Genomic DNA, 16,479 nt, shown 5'->3' with positions numbered 1-16,479 from the left:
GGGCCCACCGGGGTGCCGGGCCGCGCGGGTGGCCCGGCACCGCGGTCAGCTGGTGATGTCCTTGGTGCGGAACCGCCACGCCGCGAGCCCCAGGAACGCGGTGGCGTAGCAGACCGCGGAGAACGTCCCGTAGGTCATGTCCGACCAGTCGACGTCGGTCGCCAGCAGCGCCGACCAGGCGTCGCCGTAGTGGGTCGGGAGGAAGTCCCGGATGATCCCCAGGTCCTCGATCTGGTCGATGATCTGGGAGACGATCGAGGCCATCACCGCGCCGCCGACCGCGCCCAGCGGGGCGTCGGTGCTCACCGACAGCAGCAGCGCCAGCCCGGCCACCCAGCTCAGCTGCACGGTCACGTACAGCGCGCCGAGCATCACCCGCCCGGCCGCGCTCCAGAACGGCAGCGACTCCCCGATCGGCGAGACCAGGTCCCCGGTGCCGTAGGCGATCGCCCCCACCACCAGCGACGCGACCGGGAGCAGCAGCAGCGCCGCCACCGACAGCACCCCCGCGACGACGGCCTTCTGCCGCAGCAGCCGCGCCCGCGGCACCGGGACGGCCAGCAGGTAGCGCAGCGACGACCACGACGCCTCCGAGGCCACCGTGTCCCCGAAGAACAGCGCGACCAGCACCACCAGCAGGAAGCTCGCCGAGGCGAACAGCGTGAACACCGCGAAGTTCGCGGCGCTGCCCGACGCCAGGTCGACCAGGCTCGGGCCACGGGCGCCGGGCTCGTCGTCGCCGAGGGAGAACGCCGCCCACAGGATGATCGGCATCGCCACCACCAGCGCGAAGGCGACCTGGGTGCGACGGCGCTGGAGCTGGCGGACCAGCTCGGTGCGCAGCGGCATGGTCCGTCCCGGGACGGCGGGCGGCGCGGCCCGGCCGGTCACGAGGTCGCCGACGTGCCCGCGGCGGGTCGAGAGCTGACGGTCGTCACTCACGAGGTACCTCCGACGTCGCGCCCCTCGGGGCCCACCAGTTCCAGGAACGCGTCCTCCAGCCGCCCGCGCGGCCCGGCCGCGCTGACCGCGACCCCGCCGGACACCAGCGCGGCGACGGCGTCGGCGCGGGCGGTGCCGTCGAGATGGGCGTGCACGACGCCCGGCTGGTCCCCGGTGACGACGTCGGTGACGCCGTCGAGGGCGGCCAGCACGGCCCGGGCCCGGCCGGTGTCGTCCACGGTGAACGACGAGCCGCCTCCGGCCGCCATCAGCTCGGCGACCGTCCCCGCGGCGACGACCGTGCCGCGGTGCATGACCACGACCTCCGAGCAGGTCTGCTCCACCTCCGACAGCAGGTGGCTGGACACGAGCACGGTCCGGCCGCCCGCGGCGTAGCGGCGCAGCAGCTCGCGCATCGCGTGGATCTGGGGCGGGTCGAGCCCGTTGGTGGGCTCGTCGAGGATGAGCAGCTCGGGCAGGCCCAGCATCGCCTGCGCGATGGCTAGGCGCTGCCGCATGCCCTGGGAGTAGGTGCCGACGCGGCGGTGCACCGAGTCGCCGAGCCCGGCGATCTCCAGCGTCTCCTCCATCCGCGCCTGCTCCGGCGGGCGCCCGGTGGCCTCCCAGTAGAGCCGCAGGTTCTCCGCGCCCGACAGGTGTGGCAGGAACCCGGGTCCCTCGACGAACGCGCCGATCCGGGACAGCACCGCCGCGCCCGGACGGATGGGACGGCCGAACGCCGTCATCGTCCCGGCGGTGGGCGCGATCAGGCCCATGAGCATGCGCAGGACGGTCGTCTTGCCGGCGCCGTTCGGGCCGAGCAGGCCGAGCACCGCGCCGCGCGGCACGGTGAACGACACGTCCGACACCGCGGCGAACCCGTTGCGGTAGGTCTTCGCCAGCCCGCCGACGACCAGCGGCGGAGCGTCGCCGGGCACGTCGTCGTCGGAGGGCTCGGTCCGGCGCGACCGCAGCCGCGCCACCAGCCACACCAGGAGTGCCGCGGCCAGCACCGCGGCGATCCCGAGCACCGGCCACAACGGGACGGTCCCCGCCGACTCGGTGCGGCCGGGCACCTGGGGCACCGACAGCGCGGTGTCCCCGGCGAGCCCGACCCGCCACACGGCCGGGTCGGCGCCGGAGTCGTAGCCCTGGTCGGTCGTCGACAGCTGCACCAGCAGGCGGCTGCCCGCCTGCACCGGCGCGACGACGCCGGGCAGCGTCACCGTCGCCTCGGCGGGGGAGCCGTCGGCGGGGACAGCGATCCGCAGCGGCGCGACGGCGTTGCCCAGCAGCGTGCTGCGCCCGTCGGGGGTGAGCGTGGTGAGCGACGCGAACAGCACCGCGGTGTCCGGGGCGGGCTGTCCGGCGACCCGCGCGACGCGCACCGTCACCCGCGGCGCCCCGGAGGGCTGCATCGCGTCGGCGACGGGTGCGGTGAGGAACCGGGCGGACTGGCCCGGCGTCGTCAGGCCGGACAGGCCGCCGAGCGAGCCCAGCGACCCGAGCGCCGAGCCGAGGCCGGGCAGCGACGTGAGCGCCGACGGGTTCCCGCCCGGCGGGTGGACGACGGTCTGCTCGCCGCCGTCCAGGGGCAGCGCGGTCGTCGGGGCGGGTCCGGAGCCCGCGGTCAGGCCGGGGTAGGCCCCGGCGAGGACGGTCCGGCCGGTGGGGGTGTCGCCGCGGGTGCGGACGGTGCTGCGGACCTGGTAGGCGAAGGGGGCCTCGGCGAGACCACCGGTGGTGCCCTGCGCCGCGGGCAGGCCCCGCAGGTGCTGGTCGAACCAGTCGGCGATGCGGGCGCGGACCTCGGAGTCGGGACCGCCGCCGTCGTGGCCGCCCGCGAACCACAGCACCGACACCGGGGTGCCGTTCGCGGCGATCTGGCGGGCGTTCGCGTCGGCCTGGTCGAGACCGAACAGGGTGTCCTGCTCGCCCTGGACCAGCAGCGTCGGTGCGGTGATCCGGTCGGTGACGGTCGCGGGGGAGGAGCGGCGGAGCAGCTCGGCCAGCTCCGGGGAGACGCGGCCGGTGCGGGCGGCCTCGCCGTAGGCGGCGCAGACGTCGCGGGCGAAGCGTCCGCAGATCGGGTCCGACGCCGGCCGCGACGCGTCCTGCGTCCGGCCGGTGGCCGCGCCGGGCGCGGTGGCGCCTCCCGGACCGGCCGCGGTGCCCGGTCCCGCGGTGCCGCCGGCGCCGTCCGGCCCGGACGCGCCCGCGGTGCCGGTTCCGGTTCCGGTGCCGGTGCCGTCGGAGGAGGAGGAGGAGGAGGACGAGCCGCCCGAGGACGAGCCGAACCCGCCCCCGCCGCCGGAACCGGAGCTGCCGAGGCCCCCGGAGGAGCCGGCGGCGGCCCCCGCCGGGGAGTCCCCGCCCGCGGGCACCCGGCCACCGGAGCCGAAGAACACCCCGGCCCAGCCGCTCTTGAACACCCCGTCGCCGGCGCCCGCACCGGCCGCGGGCGTGCCCGGCGGCGTCGCACCGGCCGGGACGGCGTTGTTCGGGAACAGCGCCTGGCCCAGGTCGTTCCAGGTGATCACCGGCGCGATCGCGTCGATCCGCCGGTCGTACCCGGCCAGCAGCAGGGCGAGGCCACCGCCGTAGGACCCGCCGGTCACCCCGACGCGGGGGTCGCCGTCGGCATCGCGCTGCACGTCGGCGCGTGCGGCGAGGCGGTCCACCAGCCGTGACGCGTCGGCGACCTCGCGGTCGGGGTCGTCCAGCCCGATCGAGCCGCCGGAGGCGTCGAAACCGCGCGCGGTCCAGGTCTGCACCACGTAGCCGCGGGCGGCGAGCTCGCGGGCGTCGGAGTCGACCGAGGCCTTGCTGCCGCCGAAGCCGTGCGCCACCAGCACCGCGGGCGCGGGGGAGGCCGCGGTCGCCGAGGCGGGGACGTAGAGCGAGGTGTCCAGGTCGATCGTGCCCGGCTGCCCGGGGCCGGCCGGGACGGCGACCTTCTCCTCGGTCACGGCGACCGCGCCGCCGTCGTCGGCCGCCGCCGTCGTCGGCCGCCGCCGCGGCGGGCGCCGGCGCGGCGACCGGGACGCCGGGTGCGGCCGACGCGGCCGGGGCGAACGCCAGCACCAGGGCGGCGACCGTCGCCGCCACGATCGGGGTACGGACCCACCGGGTCCGGGGGAGCACGTGCACGTCATCGAAACTACGCAGATCGCCGCGACCGCGTCGCCGGGCGGCGGGTGCGTCCCGCCACGCCCGCGGCCCGGCACCGTTCCGGCGCGGGAACCGGCACCGGCCCCGGGAACCGGGCACCCGGGATGAATGCCGCACCAACGGCGCGCGACGCCCGGGTGACGCCGGGCGTTCACCCGACGTTCCGCTGTGCAACGCCGACCGGAAGCCGCGGCCCGGCACCGTCACCGGGTGTGAGCGTGAACCCCACCGGAGAGACCCCCGGCGTCGGTGTCCCGCGGGCACTCGCCGTCGACATGACGATCGCCGACCAGCAGGACTGGCTCGCCGCGTTCCTGCGACGCCACCCCGTCAGCCGGCGCACCGCGCTGCGCGGCGGCGCCGGCGTCCTGGCGACGCTCGCGGCGTCCGGGTCGCCCTGGGCGCGCGGGGTGGCCGCGGCCGCCGCACCCGCGCCGGTCACCGTCGTCGGACGGCACCTGGCCTACGGGCCCGACCCGGCCCGCTCGATGTCGTTCTCCGGGGAGCTGACCGCGGCCCCGCCGCCCGGCCGGATGGTCGTCGACGTCGGCACCGACTCCGGGTTCGGGCTCACCCTCCCGGTGCAGGTCCGCCCGCTGGAGAGCCTGGTCCCGCAGGCCGACGGCGGCATCCGCGGCACCCGCCAGTGGTTCGCCCACGCCCGCGCCGACGGCCTCGCCCCCGGCAGCCGCTACGTCTACCGGTTCCGCATCGAGGGCCCCGGCGGCACCACGACGACCACCGCCACCAGCACCTTCCGCACGGCCGCGCCCCGCGGCACCCGGCACCGGTTCACCTTCACCGCCTTCGCCGACCAGGGCGTCAGCACCGGCGGGGAGCCGAACCACTACAAGCCCGACGACACCCACCGCAGCCCGGCGCCCGCGGAGGCGCTGACCGCGCTCGTCGCCGCGGAGGCGCCCGCGTTCCACCTGCTCGCCGGCGACATCTGCTACGCCGACCCCTCCGGCGCCGGCAGGCCCGTCCGCAACGGCGCCCCACAGGACGACGAGGCCCACGACAGCTTCGACCCCACCGTCTGGAGCACCTACTTCGCCGCGATCGAACGCTCGGCCGCGTCGACCCCGTGGATGTTCGCCACCGGCAACCACGACATGGAGGCGCTCTACGACCTGAACCGGGCCGACGGCCCCGCGCACGGCTACGCCGGTCACGCCGCCCGGCTCGCGCTGCCCGGGACCGGCCCCCGCGGCTGCCCCTCGGTGTACGCGTTCACCCACGGCACCGTCGGGGTCGTCAGCGTGGACGCCAACGACCTCTCCACCGAGATCCCGACCAACGCCGGCTACTCCGGCGGGACCCAGCTGACCTGGCTGGAGCGGACCCTGGCCGGCTGGCGCGCCGACCCGGACATCGAGTGGATCGTGCTGTTCTTCCACCACTGCGCCTTCGCCACCTCGGGCTCGCACGCCTCCGACGCCGGGGTGCGACGGGCGCTGGCGCCGCTGTGCGACCGCTACCGGGTCGACCTGTGCGTGCAGGGCCACAACCACCAGTACGAGCGCACCGACCCCATCCGCGACGGCCGCCCCACCCGCCCGGCGCCGGACCGCTCCACCGTCCACCCGGAGACCGACGGCACCACCTACGTCTGCGTCGGCTCCGGCGGACGGCCCCGCTACCGCTGGCAGCCCGGCGAGACCGACAGCTTCCGCGGCCACGAGACCGGGCAGGCGCCGGTCACGAGCTTCCTGGCCGGTCCCGACGACCAGAAGCAGGCCGAGACCGTCACCTGGTCGCGGACCCGCTACCTCGGCTACGCCTACCTGCGCTGCTCGGTGGTCCCCGGTTCCGGCGGCACCGACTCCCGTCTCGTCGTGCATGCGATCACCGACCTCGGCGAGGAGATCGACATGGTCCGGCTCAGCCGTCGCGCGCACCGCTGAACCGGACACAACGGACGACTTCCGGCCCCGACCGGGTGCCCTGGGTCACCCCGACTCGCCATGCAACGGACCAGGGAGGACACTTCACCTACCGCAGGGGAGTATCCCTACCGCGGTGGTGTCGTCAGCACGGTGTCGTCGCGAGCGTGGTTCGCGAGCGGACCCGGCACCACCGGCCACGCTCGGCAGCCGCAGGAACGGGCTGCCGTGGCGGGAGAGACCTCGGGCTGTCTCTTGCTGCCCTGGTCTGGAGGAACTCCGTGAACGTACCCCTGTGGGTCTGGTTGGTCACCATCGTCGGATTCGTGCTGGTGATCGGCGCGGACCTGTGGCTCAACGACCACAAGCCGCACGCCGTGACCCTGGGCGAGGTCACCCGCTGGGTCGTCTTCTACGTGGCGCTGGCCGTCGCGTTCGGCTGCGGGGTCTGGTTCTTCTCCGGGGGCACCTACGCCGGCGAGTTCTTCGCCGGCTACCTGACCGAGTACTCGTTGTCGGTCGACAACCTGTTCGTCTTCCTCATCATCATGTCCGCGTTCAAGGTGCCGGTCCTCCACCAGCACCGGGTGCTGCTGGTCGGCATCGTGATCGCGCTGATCATGCGGAGCATCTTCATCGCCGCGGGCGCGGCGGTCATCGACCGCTTCAGCTGGGTGTTCTTCCTCTTCGCCGCGTTCCTCATCTACACCGCCGTCTCGCTGGTCAAGCAGGCCGCCGGCGGCGACGACGAGGAGTGGAAGGAGGGCCGGGTCCTGCAGTGGATCCGCAAGGCCTTCCCGGTCACCGACGACTACCACGGCGCCAAGACCACCGTGAAGATCGACGGCAAGCGCTGGCTGACCCCGATGCTGATCGTGATGATCGCCATCGGCGTCACCGACATCATGTTCGCCCTGGACTCGATCCCGGCGATCTTCGGCCTCACCCAGGAGCCCTACCTCGTCTTCACCGCGAACGCGTTCGCGCTGATGGGGCTGCGCCAGCTCTACTTCCTGCTCGGCGGGCTGCTCAACAAGCTGGTCTTCCTCTCCTACGGCCTCGCGGTACTGCTCGCCTTCATCGGCGTCAAGCTCGCCCTGCACGCCCTGCACGAGAACGAGCTGCCCTTCATCAACGGCGGGCAGCCGGTCCCGGTCCCCGAGGTCGGGATCGGACTCTCGCTCGGCGTCATCGTCGGCGTCCTCGCGCTCACCACGATCGTCAGCCTCATCGCGGTCCGGATGAAGCCGGAGCTGGCCGAGCAGGGCAGCGGGATCACCGCGCCGCCGCTGGCCCGCACCAAGGAGGAGGCCGCGCAGATCGAGGCCCAGGACGAGCAGGCCGACCACCGGGTGAGCGCGCCCCCGCGCGACTGAGCCCCGGCTCCTCGGATCCGCATCGGACACCGGGGCGGGGCCGTGTCGGCCCCGCCCCGCCCGGCGCGCCGCGCCTGTGACCAGGTGAAACGTCCGGACCGGTGATTGTCAAGTGTTGCTTCGTCACGTGGTCCAGTTCACTATCGGGTGATCCTGGCGTCGTAGCGAGGGGCTGACGCATGATCCCGGTGATCGAGTTCGTCCTGGGCGTCGCCGTGCTGGTCTACAGCGCGGAGAAGCTCATCGGCTACCTGGTCGGGGTGGCGAGTCGCTGGGCGATCTCGCTGTTCCTGATCGCCGTCGTCTTCACCGGGATCGAGTTCGACGACCTCGCGTTCGGGGTCGTGCTGAACATGGAGGACCTCAGCGACGTCGCGCTCGGCACCGTCATCGGCACCACGATCGCGCTGACCGGCATCGTGCTCGCGCTCGCCGCGATCATCGCGCCGACCCGGGTCGAGGTCCCGCGCGACTACCTCGCGCTCTACGTCGCCGCCCCGGTCGTGATGTTCATGCTCGCGCTCGGCGGGCTGCTCACCGCCGGGACCGGCGTCGTGCTGATCCTGCTGTTCGTCGCCTTCGTCGGCTGGATCGCCTACCGCGAGTACTCCGCCCGGCGGCCCGTCTGGCGCAACGCCGAGGTCTACGAGCAGCTGGAGAAGGCCGGGGTCGCCGCGGGCGGGAGCACGACGGCGACGGTCGCGCCGAGCGGCCCGCCCCGGACCGACGCGGCGGCCGGCAGCCCCGGGTTCCGGCTGCCCGAGGACCTGCGCGTCGACGACGGCTTCCTCAAGGCCCGCGCCCAGCCGCCCGGGCGGACCATCCTGTTCGCCGTCATCGCGCTGATCGGGCTGGTCGTCGGCGCGCTCATCGCCGGGCAGGGCACCGAGGGCATCCTCGAGACCTGGGCGATCAGCGGGACGGTCTTCGGGGTCACCATCGCGACGCTCGCGTTGTCCCTCGAGGACATCCTGATCACCGTCGAGCCGGCCCGGCGCGGCGCGCCCGAGATCGCCGTCGCGAACGTGCTCGGCAGCGTCGTGTTCTCGGTGACCGGCAAGCTCGGCGTGATCCTGCTGGTCGGCGGGGCGATCGTGGTCGACCCGACGGCCCTGGTCTGGCACCTGCCGGTGCTGCTCGGGCTCACCGTGCTCTCCGCGGTGTTCCTGGGCACCGGGCGGATCCGCCGCTGGCACGGCGTGGTGCTGCTCGCGCTCTACGTCGCCTACTTCGTCATCAGCCTGACCGTCTTCGGCGGCGTCCCCGTCGACGACTGAGCACCCGCAGGGAGACCCGATGCTCACGAAGGACCGGATGGCCGCGGCGCTCGTCGTCGTGGCCGCGCTGGTCGGCCTGGTGCTCGTGTTCGGCACGGGCGAGGGCGCCCGCGACGACAACGACGCCCCGGCGGGCGGCCCGCCGTCGGCCACCCGGGTGGACGACGACGACCGGCAGGCCCCGGCCGCCCCGGCCCCGCAGGACCAGGCGCCGGGCCAGCAGCAACAGCAGCCCGACGACGATGACGACGACGGCTGACCGGCGTCAGAGGTGGTGCAGCACGACGTCGTCGATCCGGCCGTCGTGCAGGGTCAGCGTCATCCAGGTGTGGGTCGGCATCCGGCGCCGGTCGGTCGGCGACCCCGGGTTGAGCAGACGCAGCCCGTCCGCCGCGGAGTCCCACGGGATGTGCGAGTGCCCGAACACCAGCAGGTCGGTGCCGGGGTGCGCGGCGAGCGCCCGGCGTTCGCGGCCCTGCTTCGGGCCGGTCTCGTGGGTCACCGCGACCCGGACCCCGTCGAGGGTCGCCCGGGCCGTCTCCGGCAGCCGGGCGCGCAGCTCGTCGCCGTCGTTGTTGCCCCAGCAGGCGAGCAGCCGGGCCGCGCGGCCCTCGACCCGGTCGAGCAGCTCGACCGAGCACCAGTCACCGGCGTGCACGACGACGTCGGCGGCGTCGACGGCCTCCCACACCGGCCCGGGGAGCCCACCGGAGTGGGCGGCCCCGCGGCTCGGGTGGTGGGTGTCGGAGATCAGCAGGAGCGCGGTCAGCGCACGCCCACCAGGTCGCAGACGAAGATCAGGGTCTCGTTCGGGGCGATGACGCCGCCCGCGCCGCGGGCGCCGTAGCCCAGGTGCGGCGGGATCACGAGCCGGCGGCGGCCGCCGACCTTCATCCCGGCGACGCCGTTGTCCCAGCCGGAGATGACCTGGCCGGCGCCGAGGCCGAACTGCAGCGGCTGGCCGCGGTCGTAGGAGTTGTCGAACTCGCGGCCGGTGGACTGCGAGACCCCGACGTAGTGCACGGCGACGGTGTCACCGGGCTTGGCCTCCGGGCCGTCGCCGACGGTCAGGTCCTCGGTCACGAGGTCGGTGGGCAGCGGGCCGTCGACGATCTCGACGGCGGGCTTCTGCGGTGCGGACACGGACGTGCTCCTCACGGACGGGGACGGCCCGCGGGGGCGGGCCGGGGGTGCGCGACGACCCTGCCAGAACCCACCGGCGGGTGCGTCCCGGGCCCGCCCGTCGTGGCAGGCTGCACACCGTGACCGGTGACCGTGACCTCTCCGGCGGCGCTCCCGACGACGGCGTCGCGACCGACTGGCCCCGCTGGCTCGACGTGCTGGAACGGGCCGGGATCCCGGCCTCGTCCAACCTCCGCGCGCCCGCGGAGCCCGGCGCGGTGGCCGACGCCGAGGCGGTGTTCGGCCGGGAGTTCCCGGCCGCGCTGCGGGCGCTCTACGCGCTCGCCGACGGCCAGCTGGCCGACCACCCGCGCGCCCCCGGCCCGCACCCGGAGGTCGCGACGAGCCTGTTCCCCGCGACCTACCGCTTCGTGCCCCTGGCCGAGGCGACGCGGGAGTACCGCGGCTGGCTCGACGTCGTCGCCGACATGGGGCACGACCACGTGACCGTGCGCGCCGGTGACCCGGTGCTGGCCCACTACTGGGACGCGGGCTGGTGGCCGCTGGCCGTCGACGGCGGCGGGAACGCCCTGGTCGTCGACACCGTCCCGGAGCCCGGTGGCGCCGTCGGGCAGATCGTCGTCGCCGGTCCGGACGAGGACGAGCGCCGCGTGGTCGGGACCGGCGTGGGGGACTACCTGCGCCGGCTGATCGCCGCCGGACCGGAGGTCGACGACGCGGTCGTCGACCCCTCGGACCGGCCCTACCGCTTCTGGGACGCCACGCACCTGCGCTGACCCGGCGCGGCCCGCTGCCGCTCCGGCCTCAGCGGTGCGGCCGGGGCGCCAGCTCCAGGTCCACCCGCGCCGGCCGGTTCGCCTCGGACACCACGTCCTCGACGAGCCCGTGCTCGGGCGACAGGTGGCACACCGGGTCGGTGGCCGCGGCGTCGCCGGTGAGCTGGAACGCCTGGCAGCGGCACCCGCCCAGGTCGACCTCGCGACGGTCGCAGGTCCGGCACGGCTCCTGCATCCAGTCCTCGCCGCGGTAGGCGGTGAACAGCGGCGCCGAGGTCCAGATCTCGTCCAGGCCGGTGTCGCGGACCGAGGCCCGCGGCAGCGGCAGGGTCTGGGCGGCGGGGCAGGGCAGCGCGTCGCCGTTCGGGGCGACGGTGAGCTGGCGCTGCGCCCAGCCCCCCATGCACGGCTTGGGGTAGCGGGAGTAGTAGTCGGGCAGCACGTGCACGACCTCCATCGACCCGGCGAGGCGCGCCCGGGCGGCGGTGACGACCTCCTCGGCCCGGTCGAGCTGCTCGCGGGTCGGGAGCAGCGACGACCGGTTGCGCCAGGCCCAGCCGTAGTACTGGGTGTTGGCGAGCTCCACCCGGTCGGCGCCGAGGCGCTCCACGAGGTCGACGATCGCGCCGATCCGCTCGATGTTCTGCCGGTGCAGCACCACGTTGACCGTCAGCGGCCAGCCCAGCTCCCGGACGAGCCGGCACGCCTCCAGCTTCTTGTCGAACGAGCGGATCCCGGCGATCCGGTCGGAGGTGGCGGGCTCGTCGGCCTGCACGCTGACCTGCACGTGGTCCAGCCCGGCCGCGCGCAGCGCCTCGGCCCGCGGCCGGGACAGCCCGATCGCGCTGGTCACGAGGTTGGTGTACATGCCCAGGTCGCAGGCGGTGCGGACCAGCTCGGGCAGGTCCCGGCGCAGCAGCGGCTCCCCGCCGGACAGGTGGCACTGGAGCACGCCCATGGCGGCGGCCTCGCCGAACACGCGCTCCCAGTCGGCGGTGGACAGCTCGTCGTCGTAGCGGGCCAGCTCGATCGGGTTCGAGCAGTAGGCGCATGCCAGCGGGCAGCGGTAGGTGAGCTCGGCGAGCAGCCCGAACGGGCGCGGGGCGCTCATCCGAGCGCCACCAGGTTCCGGGCGACGAGCCGGGCCAGGTAGTCGCGCACCTGGTCGCCGACGACCAGCGCGTCGGCCTCGTCGAAGTCCGCGACCAGCGCGGCGACGATGTCGTCGACGGTGCGCTCGCCGTCGCACAGGCGCAGCACCGCGTGCCCGGTCCGGTTCAGCACGACGACGGTCTCCGGCCCGAGCAGCACCCAGCCGCCGGTCGGGCGGTCCGGTCGCATCCGCACGTGCCGGCCCAGCCGGGGCCGGGAGTCCCCGGTGACCGCGGGTGTGCGGGCGGCCCGCTCACCGCGTCGCGGCGCCGGGACCCGCGCGGCGCCGGCGGCGGTCGACCCGTCACGCGTAGGCATGGTCGATCGCATCCATGATCGCCCAGAGCACGTCGCACTTGAACGACAGCGCGGCCTCGGCGGCGTCCTGCTCGGCGGGGGTGCGGCAGTGCGCGACGACGACCTCCAGTGCGTGCTCGGAGTCCCGCGGGGCCTGGAACAGCCGGTTGCGGAAGTACTGGAGCCCGTCCGGGTCGATCCAGGTGTAGTACTTCTCGAACGCCGCCAGCCGCTCGGCCATCAGGTCCGGGGCGAACAGCTCGGTCAGCGACGACGCGACCGCCTCGACCCACGGCCTCGTGCGGGCGAAGCCGACGTAGGCGTCGACGGCGAACCGCACCCCGGGCTGGACGTGCCGGTGGTCGGTGATCTCCGACCGGCTCAGCCCGCACGCCTCGCCGAGCCGCAGCCACGCCTCGATGCCCCCCTGTCCGGAGTTTCCGCTGCCCGGTTCCTGCCCGTCGTGGACCCCGTCATGATCAAGGATCCGGCGGATCCACCGCCGGCGGACCCCGACGTCGGGGCAGTTCGACAGGATGGCCGCGTCCTTGACCGGGATGGCCTCCTGGTAGGCGAACCGGTTCGCGACCCAGCCGCGGATCTGGTCCGGGGTGAGGGTGCCGTCGTTCATGCGGACGTGGAACGGGTGCGCCGAGTGGTACTGCGCGGCGTGCGCCCGCAGCCGTCGCACCAGCGCGGTGTCCGGAGCGGTCATGTCAGACCTCCAGTTCCAGTCCGTCGAACCCGACGACGACCCCGGCGGCCTCGACCGCGGCGCGTTCGGCGGAGTCCTCCAGCAGGACGGGGTTGGTGTTGTTGACGTGCACGTAGACGATCCGGGGCACACCGAGGGCGGTGAGCACCTCCAGGCTGCCACCGCGGCCGCCGACGTGCAGGTGTCCCATGTCGTGCGCGGTCTTGCGGGCCAGCCCGAGCCGCACCAGCTCGTCGTCGTGCCAGGTCGTGCCGTCGACGAGCAGCAGGTCGGCGCCGTCGATCTCGTCCTGCACGGCGGGGGTCAGCTCCTGCACGCCGGGCAGGTACACCGCGTACCGGCCGGACGCGGTGTCGGTGAACCGGTACCCGACGACGCGGCCGGGCAGGCCCTCGGCGGTGCCGAACCGGTCGTGCTTGCCGGTGGGCGCGTCGAACGCGCGGTAGGTGAGCCCGCCGAGGTCGTGGGCGGTGCCGGGGACGACCTCGGTCCAGGTCACCGGGCAGAACCGCTCCAGGGTGGGCAGCAGCCCGGACCCCTCGCGCAGGGTCCGCTCGGTCGCCGCGGTCGCGTGCAGCGACACCCCGCGGCCCTCGCGCAGCAGCACCAGCCCCAGGGTGTGGTCGATCTCGGCGTCGGTGAGCAGCACACCCTGCAGCGGGGTCGTCCGGTCGCCGGTCGGGTGCAGCGCGGGTGCGTCGGCGAGCTGGGTGCGGACGTCGGGGGAGGCGTTGACCAGCCACCACCGCCGCCCGTCGGGGGAGACGGCGATCGAGGACTGGGTGCGCGGTGTCGCCGGCCGCGACCCGTCGCGCACCGCCCGGCAGCCCGGACAGCCGCAGTTCCACTGCGGGAAGCCGCCGCCCGCCGCCGATCCGAGGACCCGGATCCTCATGGCACCCCCTCGTTGCACGGCGACGGCCGGGGGCGCGCTGCTCGCGCGCCCCCGGCCGTCGGTCACCTCACGCCTCGGTCCGGGCGATGTACATCGTCACCTCGGGCGCGCAGCCGATCTCCTCGAACTCCGGCGCCTCCCACTCGGTGGTCGACTCCATGCGATCACCTCCCTTCTCACAGCGTTCGGGTCCCCGGGGTCGGCCGGATCTACTGCTCGGGCAACGCGAAGCAGAACAACGCGTCGCCCGCGGCCGCACCGAGCAGGCCCGGCAGGAACCCCTCGACCCAGCCGCCCCACCCGGTCGGCACGGCGATGAACTGCCTGCCGTCGACCTCGAAGGTGGTCGGGCTGGAGTGGTGCCCGCTGCCGCACTGGAACGACCAGAGCTTCTCCCCGGTCGAGGCGTCGAGCGCGACGAACTCACCGGTCGGGGTGCCCTGGAAGACCAGGCCGCCCGCGGTGGTCAGCGTCGAGGCGCACATCGGGTACTCGTTGTTCCAGCGCCACTTCTCCTCGCCGGTGAGCGGGTCGATCGCGGCGACGAACCCGTAGAAGTCCTCGATGTCGACGGCGACGCCGGCGCCCCAGTAGGGGATGGACTCCTTGAACTCACGGCGACGCCGGGTGGCGGTCGCCCCGACCTCCTGGACGGGCACGTACATCAACCCGGTCTGCGGGTTGTAGGACATGTGCGTCCATTCCTTGCCACCCGCCGGGCCCGGCCAGAAGTGCACCGGGACGCCCTCCTCGTCGGGGTAGATCTTCGGCGTCACCTTGCCCTCGGGCGTGATCTCGCCCCAGGTGATCCGGTCGACGAACGGGAACACCCGCACGAGCTCGCCGTTGGTCCGGTCGAGCACGAAGAAGTAGCCGTTCTTGTCCGCGTGGGCGAGCAGCTTGCGCCCGTCCGGCGCGTCGAACAGGACGTTCTCCATCGTGGAGTCGTAGTCCCACAGGTCGTGCGGGGTGAACTGGTAGTGCCACTTGATCTCGCCGGTGTTGACGTCCACCGCGATCGTCGAGTCGGTGTAGAGGTTGTCGCCGGGGCGGATGTCGCCGTCGAAGTCCGGCGCCGGGTTGCCGGTGCCCTGGAACAGCAGCTCCAGCTCCGGGTCGTAGGTGGGCGTCACCCAGCAGTTCGCGCCGCCGCGCTGCCAGGCCTCGCCGTCGTCGGGCCAGGTCTCCGAGCCGGGCTCGCCCGGCTTCGGGACGGTGTAGCAGCGCCAGCGCCGCTCACCGGTCTCCGCGTCGAACGCGTCGAGGTGGCCGCGGACGCCGAACTCCCCGCCGGCGCTGCCGACGATCACCAGGTCCTTGACGATCAGCGGCGCGACGGAGCCGCTCTCCCCGGCGCGGACGTCACCGTTGACGGTGTCCCACACCATCTTCCCGGTCGTCGCGTCGAGCGCGACGATGTGCGCGTTGAGGGTGTACATGTACACCTTGCCGTGCCCGACGGCGAGGCCGCGGTTGACGTTGCCGCAGCACAGCGACACGTCGTAGGGCGAGGCGTGCTTGTACCGCCACAGTTCCTCGCCGGTCTTCGCGTCGATCGCCCAGGCGCGGCCGTCGGGACCGGAGACGTACATGACGCCCTCGATGACGATCGGTGACGCCTCGAACGAGTAGGTGGACGCACCGGACTGCATGCCGACGGCCCCGGCCTGGAAGACCCAGGCGGGGGACAACCGGCGGATCGAGTCCTTGTTGATCTGGTCGAGCTCGCTGTAGCGCTGCCCGTCGTAGGTGCCGTAGTAGGTCAGCCAGTTCTGCGGCTCGGAGCGTGCGCCGCGGATGCGGTCGTAGTCCACGGTGGACGTGGCCGGGGCCTCGCCCCGGACGTTGGTCAGCTGCACGTGCGGGATCGCTTCACCCGCGTCGACGTAGTCGGTCATCTCGGGATCCTTCCTACGGTCGCGGCTGCGGGGGACGGTCGAGCTTGGCGTGGTCGGGTACCTCGCCCCCGATGACGATCGACCCGGTGAGACCGCGGCCCTCGTCGTTGCCGCTCGCGGAGCCGTAGTAGTACGTTCCCGGCCCGTCGAGGTTGATCTTGGCGGTGCCCTTGGAGTGGTTCACCAGCCAGATGAACTTCGGGTCGCCGTTGCTGGGCAGCACCGCGCAGTGGGTGTTCTTGTCGTCGTTGATGAGCGTCAGCTCGATGTCGCCGCCGTGCGGGAGGATGAGGACCCCGGGCTCGTAGCAGATCTCGTCCTCGGGGATCCGGATCGTCGCGCGGAGTACGCCGTCGGGTCCCTCCTCGGCGTAGCCGATGGTCCCGCTGCCGAGCAGCCGGCCGAGTGCGAGCCGGTTCTGCCCGCCGAGACCTGCGGCTTCCAGCTGTTCGGCGCGTTCGTTGTCGGTGGTCGTCATTGACACTTTCCTCCCGAGCGCAATTCGTCGGTGGGTACGTGATCACCTTCACATCGCACGGTGGTAAGCGTCAACCCCGCGCGTCCATCCGATTCTGCGCCGACGATCATGAACGCGCGAGTTCGAATGCGGAATGATCTCCGACGAGCGTCACGGGCTCGGCTCGGACGATCTTCCCGCAGGTCAGGACCGGCTACGCGGTGTCGGCCTCGCGGCCCGGAATCGATTGCCCGGAAACATTGGGAACAATTCTGCGGACCGCCCCGTGGGGCGTCGGGAAAATGCTGGGAAAATGCGGGCGGGCGCCCCGGAAATCGTGGCCACCGGAGATCGGTGACGTCGGTGCGGCGACAAGCACCGTCGCGGGGGCCGGGGCGGCCGTCCCCGCCGTGACGTGCGGCGCCGCACCCGGGACGGCGCCGCGGGCTCCGGTGTGGACACCCGCGGTCCTCGCCCGCGGAACCGTCCGCGCC

Annotated in this window: 16 protein-coding genes; 5 read left to right on the top strand and 11 right to left on the bottom strand. The window is 73.9% G+C overall.

Going from position 1 to position 16,479, the window contains the following annotated elements; all coding sequences use genetic code 11:
• Window positions 1–45 precede the first annotated feature (45 nt).
• Window positions 46–942, bottom strand: a complete 897-nt coding sequence (locus tag KPL60_RS08795) for an ABC transporter permease (protein ID WP_226365503.1) — start codon at window positions 940–942, stop codon at window positions 46–48.
• Window positions 939–3,911 carry an ATP-binding cassette domain-containing protein gene (locus tag KPL60_RS08790; protein WP_226365502.1) on the bottom strand — a complete coding sequence of 991 codons (2,973 nt, stop codon included), beginning with the start codon at window positions 3,909–3,911 and terminating at the stop codon, window positions 939–941. The genes KPL60_RS08795 and KPL60_RS08790 overlap by 4 nt, the downstream gene beginning before the upstream one ends.
• 414 nt (window positions 3,912–4,325) lie before the next feature.
• Between KPL60_RS08790 and KPL60_RS08785 the strand changes: the two genes are divergently transcribed.
• The 4 genes from KPL60_RS08785 (at window position 4,326) to KPL60_RS08770 (ending at window position 8,911) form a co-directional block, all read left to right on the top strand.
• Window positions 4,326–6,020, top strand: a complete 1,695-nt coding sequence (locus tag KPL60_RS08785) for a metallophosphoesterase (RefSeq protein WP_226365501.1) — start codon at window positions 4,326–4,328, stop codon at window positions 6,018–6,020.
• A 260-nt stretch (window positions 6,021–6,280) separates the two neighbouring features.
• Window positions 6,281–7,375, top strand: coding sequence for a TerC family protein (locus KPL60_RS08780; protein WP_226365500.1), 1,095 nt, complete (start codon window positions 6,281–6,283; stop codon window positions 7,373–7,375).
• A gap of 179 nt (window positions 7,376–7,554) precedes the next feature.
• Window positions 7,555–8,652: a sodium:calcium antiporter gene (locus KPL60_RS08775; protein WP_226365499.1), complete on the top strand. Its 1,098-nt coding sequence runs from the start codon at window positions 7,555–7,557 to the stop codon at window positions 8,650–8,652.
• A 19-nt stretch (window positions 8,653–8,671) separates the two neighbouring features.
• The gene (locus tag KPL60_RS08770; protein ID WP_226365498.1) at window positions 8,672–8,911 is read left to right on the top strand and encodes a hypothetical protein; all 240 of its coding nucleotides are present in this window, start codon (window positions 8,672–8,674) and stop codon (window positions 8,909–8,911) included.
• A 6-nt stretch (window positions 8,912–8,917) separates the two neighbouring features.
• Here KPL60_RS08770 and KPL60_RS08765 read toward each other — a convergent pair whose 3' ends face one another.
• The gene (locus tag KPL60_RS08765) at window positions 8,918–9,421 is read right to left on the bottom strand and encodes a metallophosphoesterase (RefSeq protein ID WP_226356720.1); all 504 of its coding nucleotides are present in this window, start codon (window positions 9,419–9,421) and stop codon (window positions 8,918–8,920) included.
• Window positions 9,418–9,795 (bottom strand): FKBP-type peptidyl-prolyl cis-trans isomerase, encoded by a 378-nt coding sequence (locus tag KPL60_RS08760; protein WP_226356486.1) that lies wholly within the window; start codon window positions 9,793–9,795, stop codon window positions 9,418–9,420. Before KPL60_RS08760 ends, KPL60_RS08765 begins: the two co-directional genes overlap by 4 nt.
• Before the next feature lie 119 nt (window positions 9,796–9,914).
• On the opposite strand from KPL60_RS08760, the gene KPL60_RS08755 reads away from it, so the two are divergent.
• Complete coding sequence (locus KPL60_RS08755; protein WP_226365497.1) at window positions 9,915–10,571, top strand: SMI1/KNR4 family protein; 657 nt, start codon at window positions 9,915–9,917, stop codon at window positions 10,569–10,571.
• A 28-nt stretch (window positions 10,572–10,599) separates the two neighbouring features.
• Here the strand turns inward: KPL60_RS08755 and pqqE are convergent, their stop codons facing one another.
• The 7 genes from pqqE to KPL60_RS08720 all read right to left on the bottom strand — a co-directional run bounded on the left by pqqE (window position 10,600) and on the right by KPL60_RS08720 (window position 16,006).
• Window positions 10,600–11,682, bottom strand: coding sequence for a pyrroloquinoline quinone biosynthesis protein PqqE (pqqE, locus tag KPL60_RS08750; protein WP_226365496.1), 1,083 nt, complete (start codon window positions 11,680–11,682; stop codon window positions 10,600–10,602).
• The gene (gene pqqD / locus KPL60_RS08745) at window positions 11,679–12,041 is read right to left on the bottom strand and encodes a pyrroloquinoline quinone biosynthesis peptide chaperone PqqD (RefSeq protein ID WP_226365495.1); all 363 of its coding nucleotides are present in this window, start codon (window positions 12,039–12,041) and stop codon (window positions 11,679–11,681) included. Before pqqD ends, pqqE begins: the two co-directional genes overlap by 4 nt.
• Entirely contained in the window at window positions 12,028–12,735 is a 708-nt protein-coding gene (gene pqqC / locus KPL60_RS08740; RefSeq protein ID WP_226356490.1) for a pyrroloquinoline-quinone synthase PqqC, read from the bottom strand. Before pqqC ends, pqqD begins: the two co-directional genes overlap by 14 nt.
• A 1-nt stretch (window position 12,736) precedes the next feature.
• Window positions 12,737–13,630 (bottom strand): pyrroloquinoline quinone biosynthesis protein PqqB, encoded by an 894-nt coding sequence (gene pqqB / locus KPL60_RS08735; RefSeq protein WP_226365494.1) that lies wholly within the window; start codon window positions 13,628–13,630, stop codon window positions 12,737–12,739.
• A 67-nt stretch (window positions 13,631–13,697) separates the two neighbouring features.
• A complete protein-coding gene (gene pqqA / locus KPL60_RS08730) occupies window positions 13,698–13,790 on the bottom strand; it encodes a pyrroloquinoline quinone precursor peptide PqqA (protein ID WP_060712366.1) in 93 nt (30 codons plus the stop codon).
• 49 nt (window positions 13,791–13,839) lie between these two features.
• A complete protein-coding gene (locus KPL60_RS08725) occupies window positions 13,840–15,528 on the bottom strand; it encodes a PQQ-dependent dehydrogenase, methanol/ethanol family (RefSeq protein ID WP_226365493.1) in 1,689 nt (562 codons plus the stop codon).
• Between the two features lie 13 nt (window positions 15,529–15,541).
• Window positions 15,542–16,006: an MSMEG_3727 family PQQ-associated protein gene (locus tag KPL60_RS08720; RefSeq protein ID WP_226356493.1), complete on the bottom strand. Its 465-nt coding sequence runs from the start codon at window positions 16,004–16,006 to the stop codon at window positions 15,542–15,544.
• Window positions 16,007–16,479 lie beyond the last annotated feature (473 nt).

This window comes from Pseudonocardia sp. ICBG162 (assembly GCF_020496225.1).
In the GTDB taxonomy this organism is placed as follows: domain Bacteria; phylum Actinomycetota; class Actinomycetes; order Mycobacteriales; family Pseudonocardiaceae; genus Pseudonocardia; species Pseudonocardia alni.
Note: the sequence above shows the minus strand (reverse complement) of the source record. Positions and strands in the feature narration are given on the sequence as shown.

Coding starts and splice junctions, on each gene's coding strand:
- pqqA (WP_060712366.1), bottom strand. CDS start 13,790: ATGGAGTCGACCACCGAGTGGGAGGCGCCGGAGTTCGAGGAGATCGGC.
- pqqE (WP_226365496.1), bottom strand. CDS start 11,682: ATGAGCGCCCCGCGCCCGTTCGGGCTGCTCGCCGAGCTCACCTACCGC.
- pqqB (WP_226365494.1), bottom strand. CDS start 13,630: ATGAGGATCCGGGTCCTCGGATCGGCGGCGGGCGGCGGCTTCCCGCAG.
- KPL60_RS08775 (WP_226365499.1), top strand. CDS start 7,555: ATGATCCCGGTGATCGAGTTCGTCCTGGGCGTCGCCGTGCTGGTCTAC.
- pqqC (WP_226356490.1), bottom strand. CDS start 12,735: ATGACCGCTCCGGACACCGCGCTGGTGCGACGGCTGCGGGCGCACGCC.
- KPL60_RS08770 (WP_226365498.1), top strand. CDS start 8,672: ATGCTCACGAAGGACCGGATGGCCGCGGCGCTCGTCGTCGTGGCCGCG.
- KPL60_RS08725 (WP_226365493.1), bottom strand. CDS start 15,528: ATGACCGACTACGTCGACGCGGGTGAAGCGATCCCGCACGTGCAGCTG.
- KPL60_RS08720 (WP_226356493.1), bottom strand. CDS start 16,006: ATGACGACCACCGACAACGAACGCGCCGAACAGCTGGAAGCCGCAGGT.
- pqqD (WP_226365495.1), bottom strand. CDS start 12,041: ATGCCTACGCGTGACGGGTCGACCGCCGCCGGCGCCGCGCGGGTCCCG.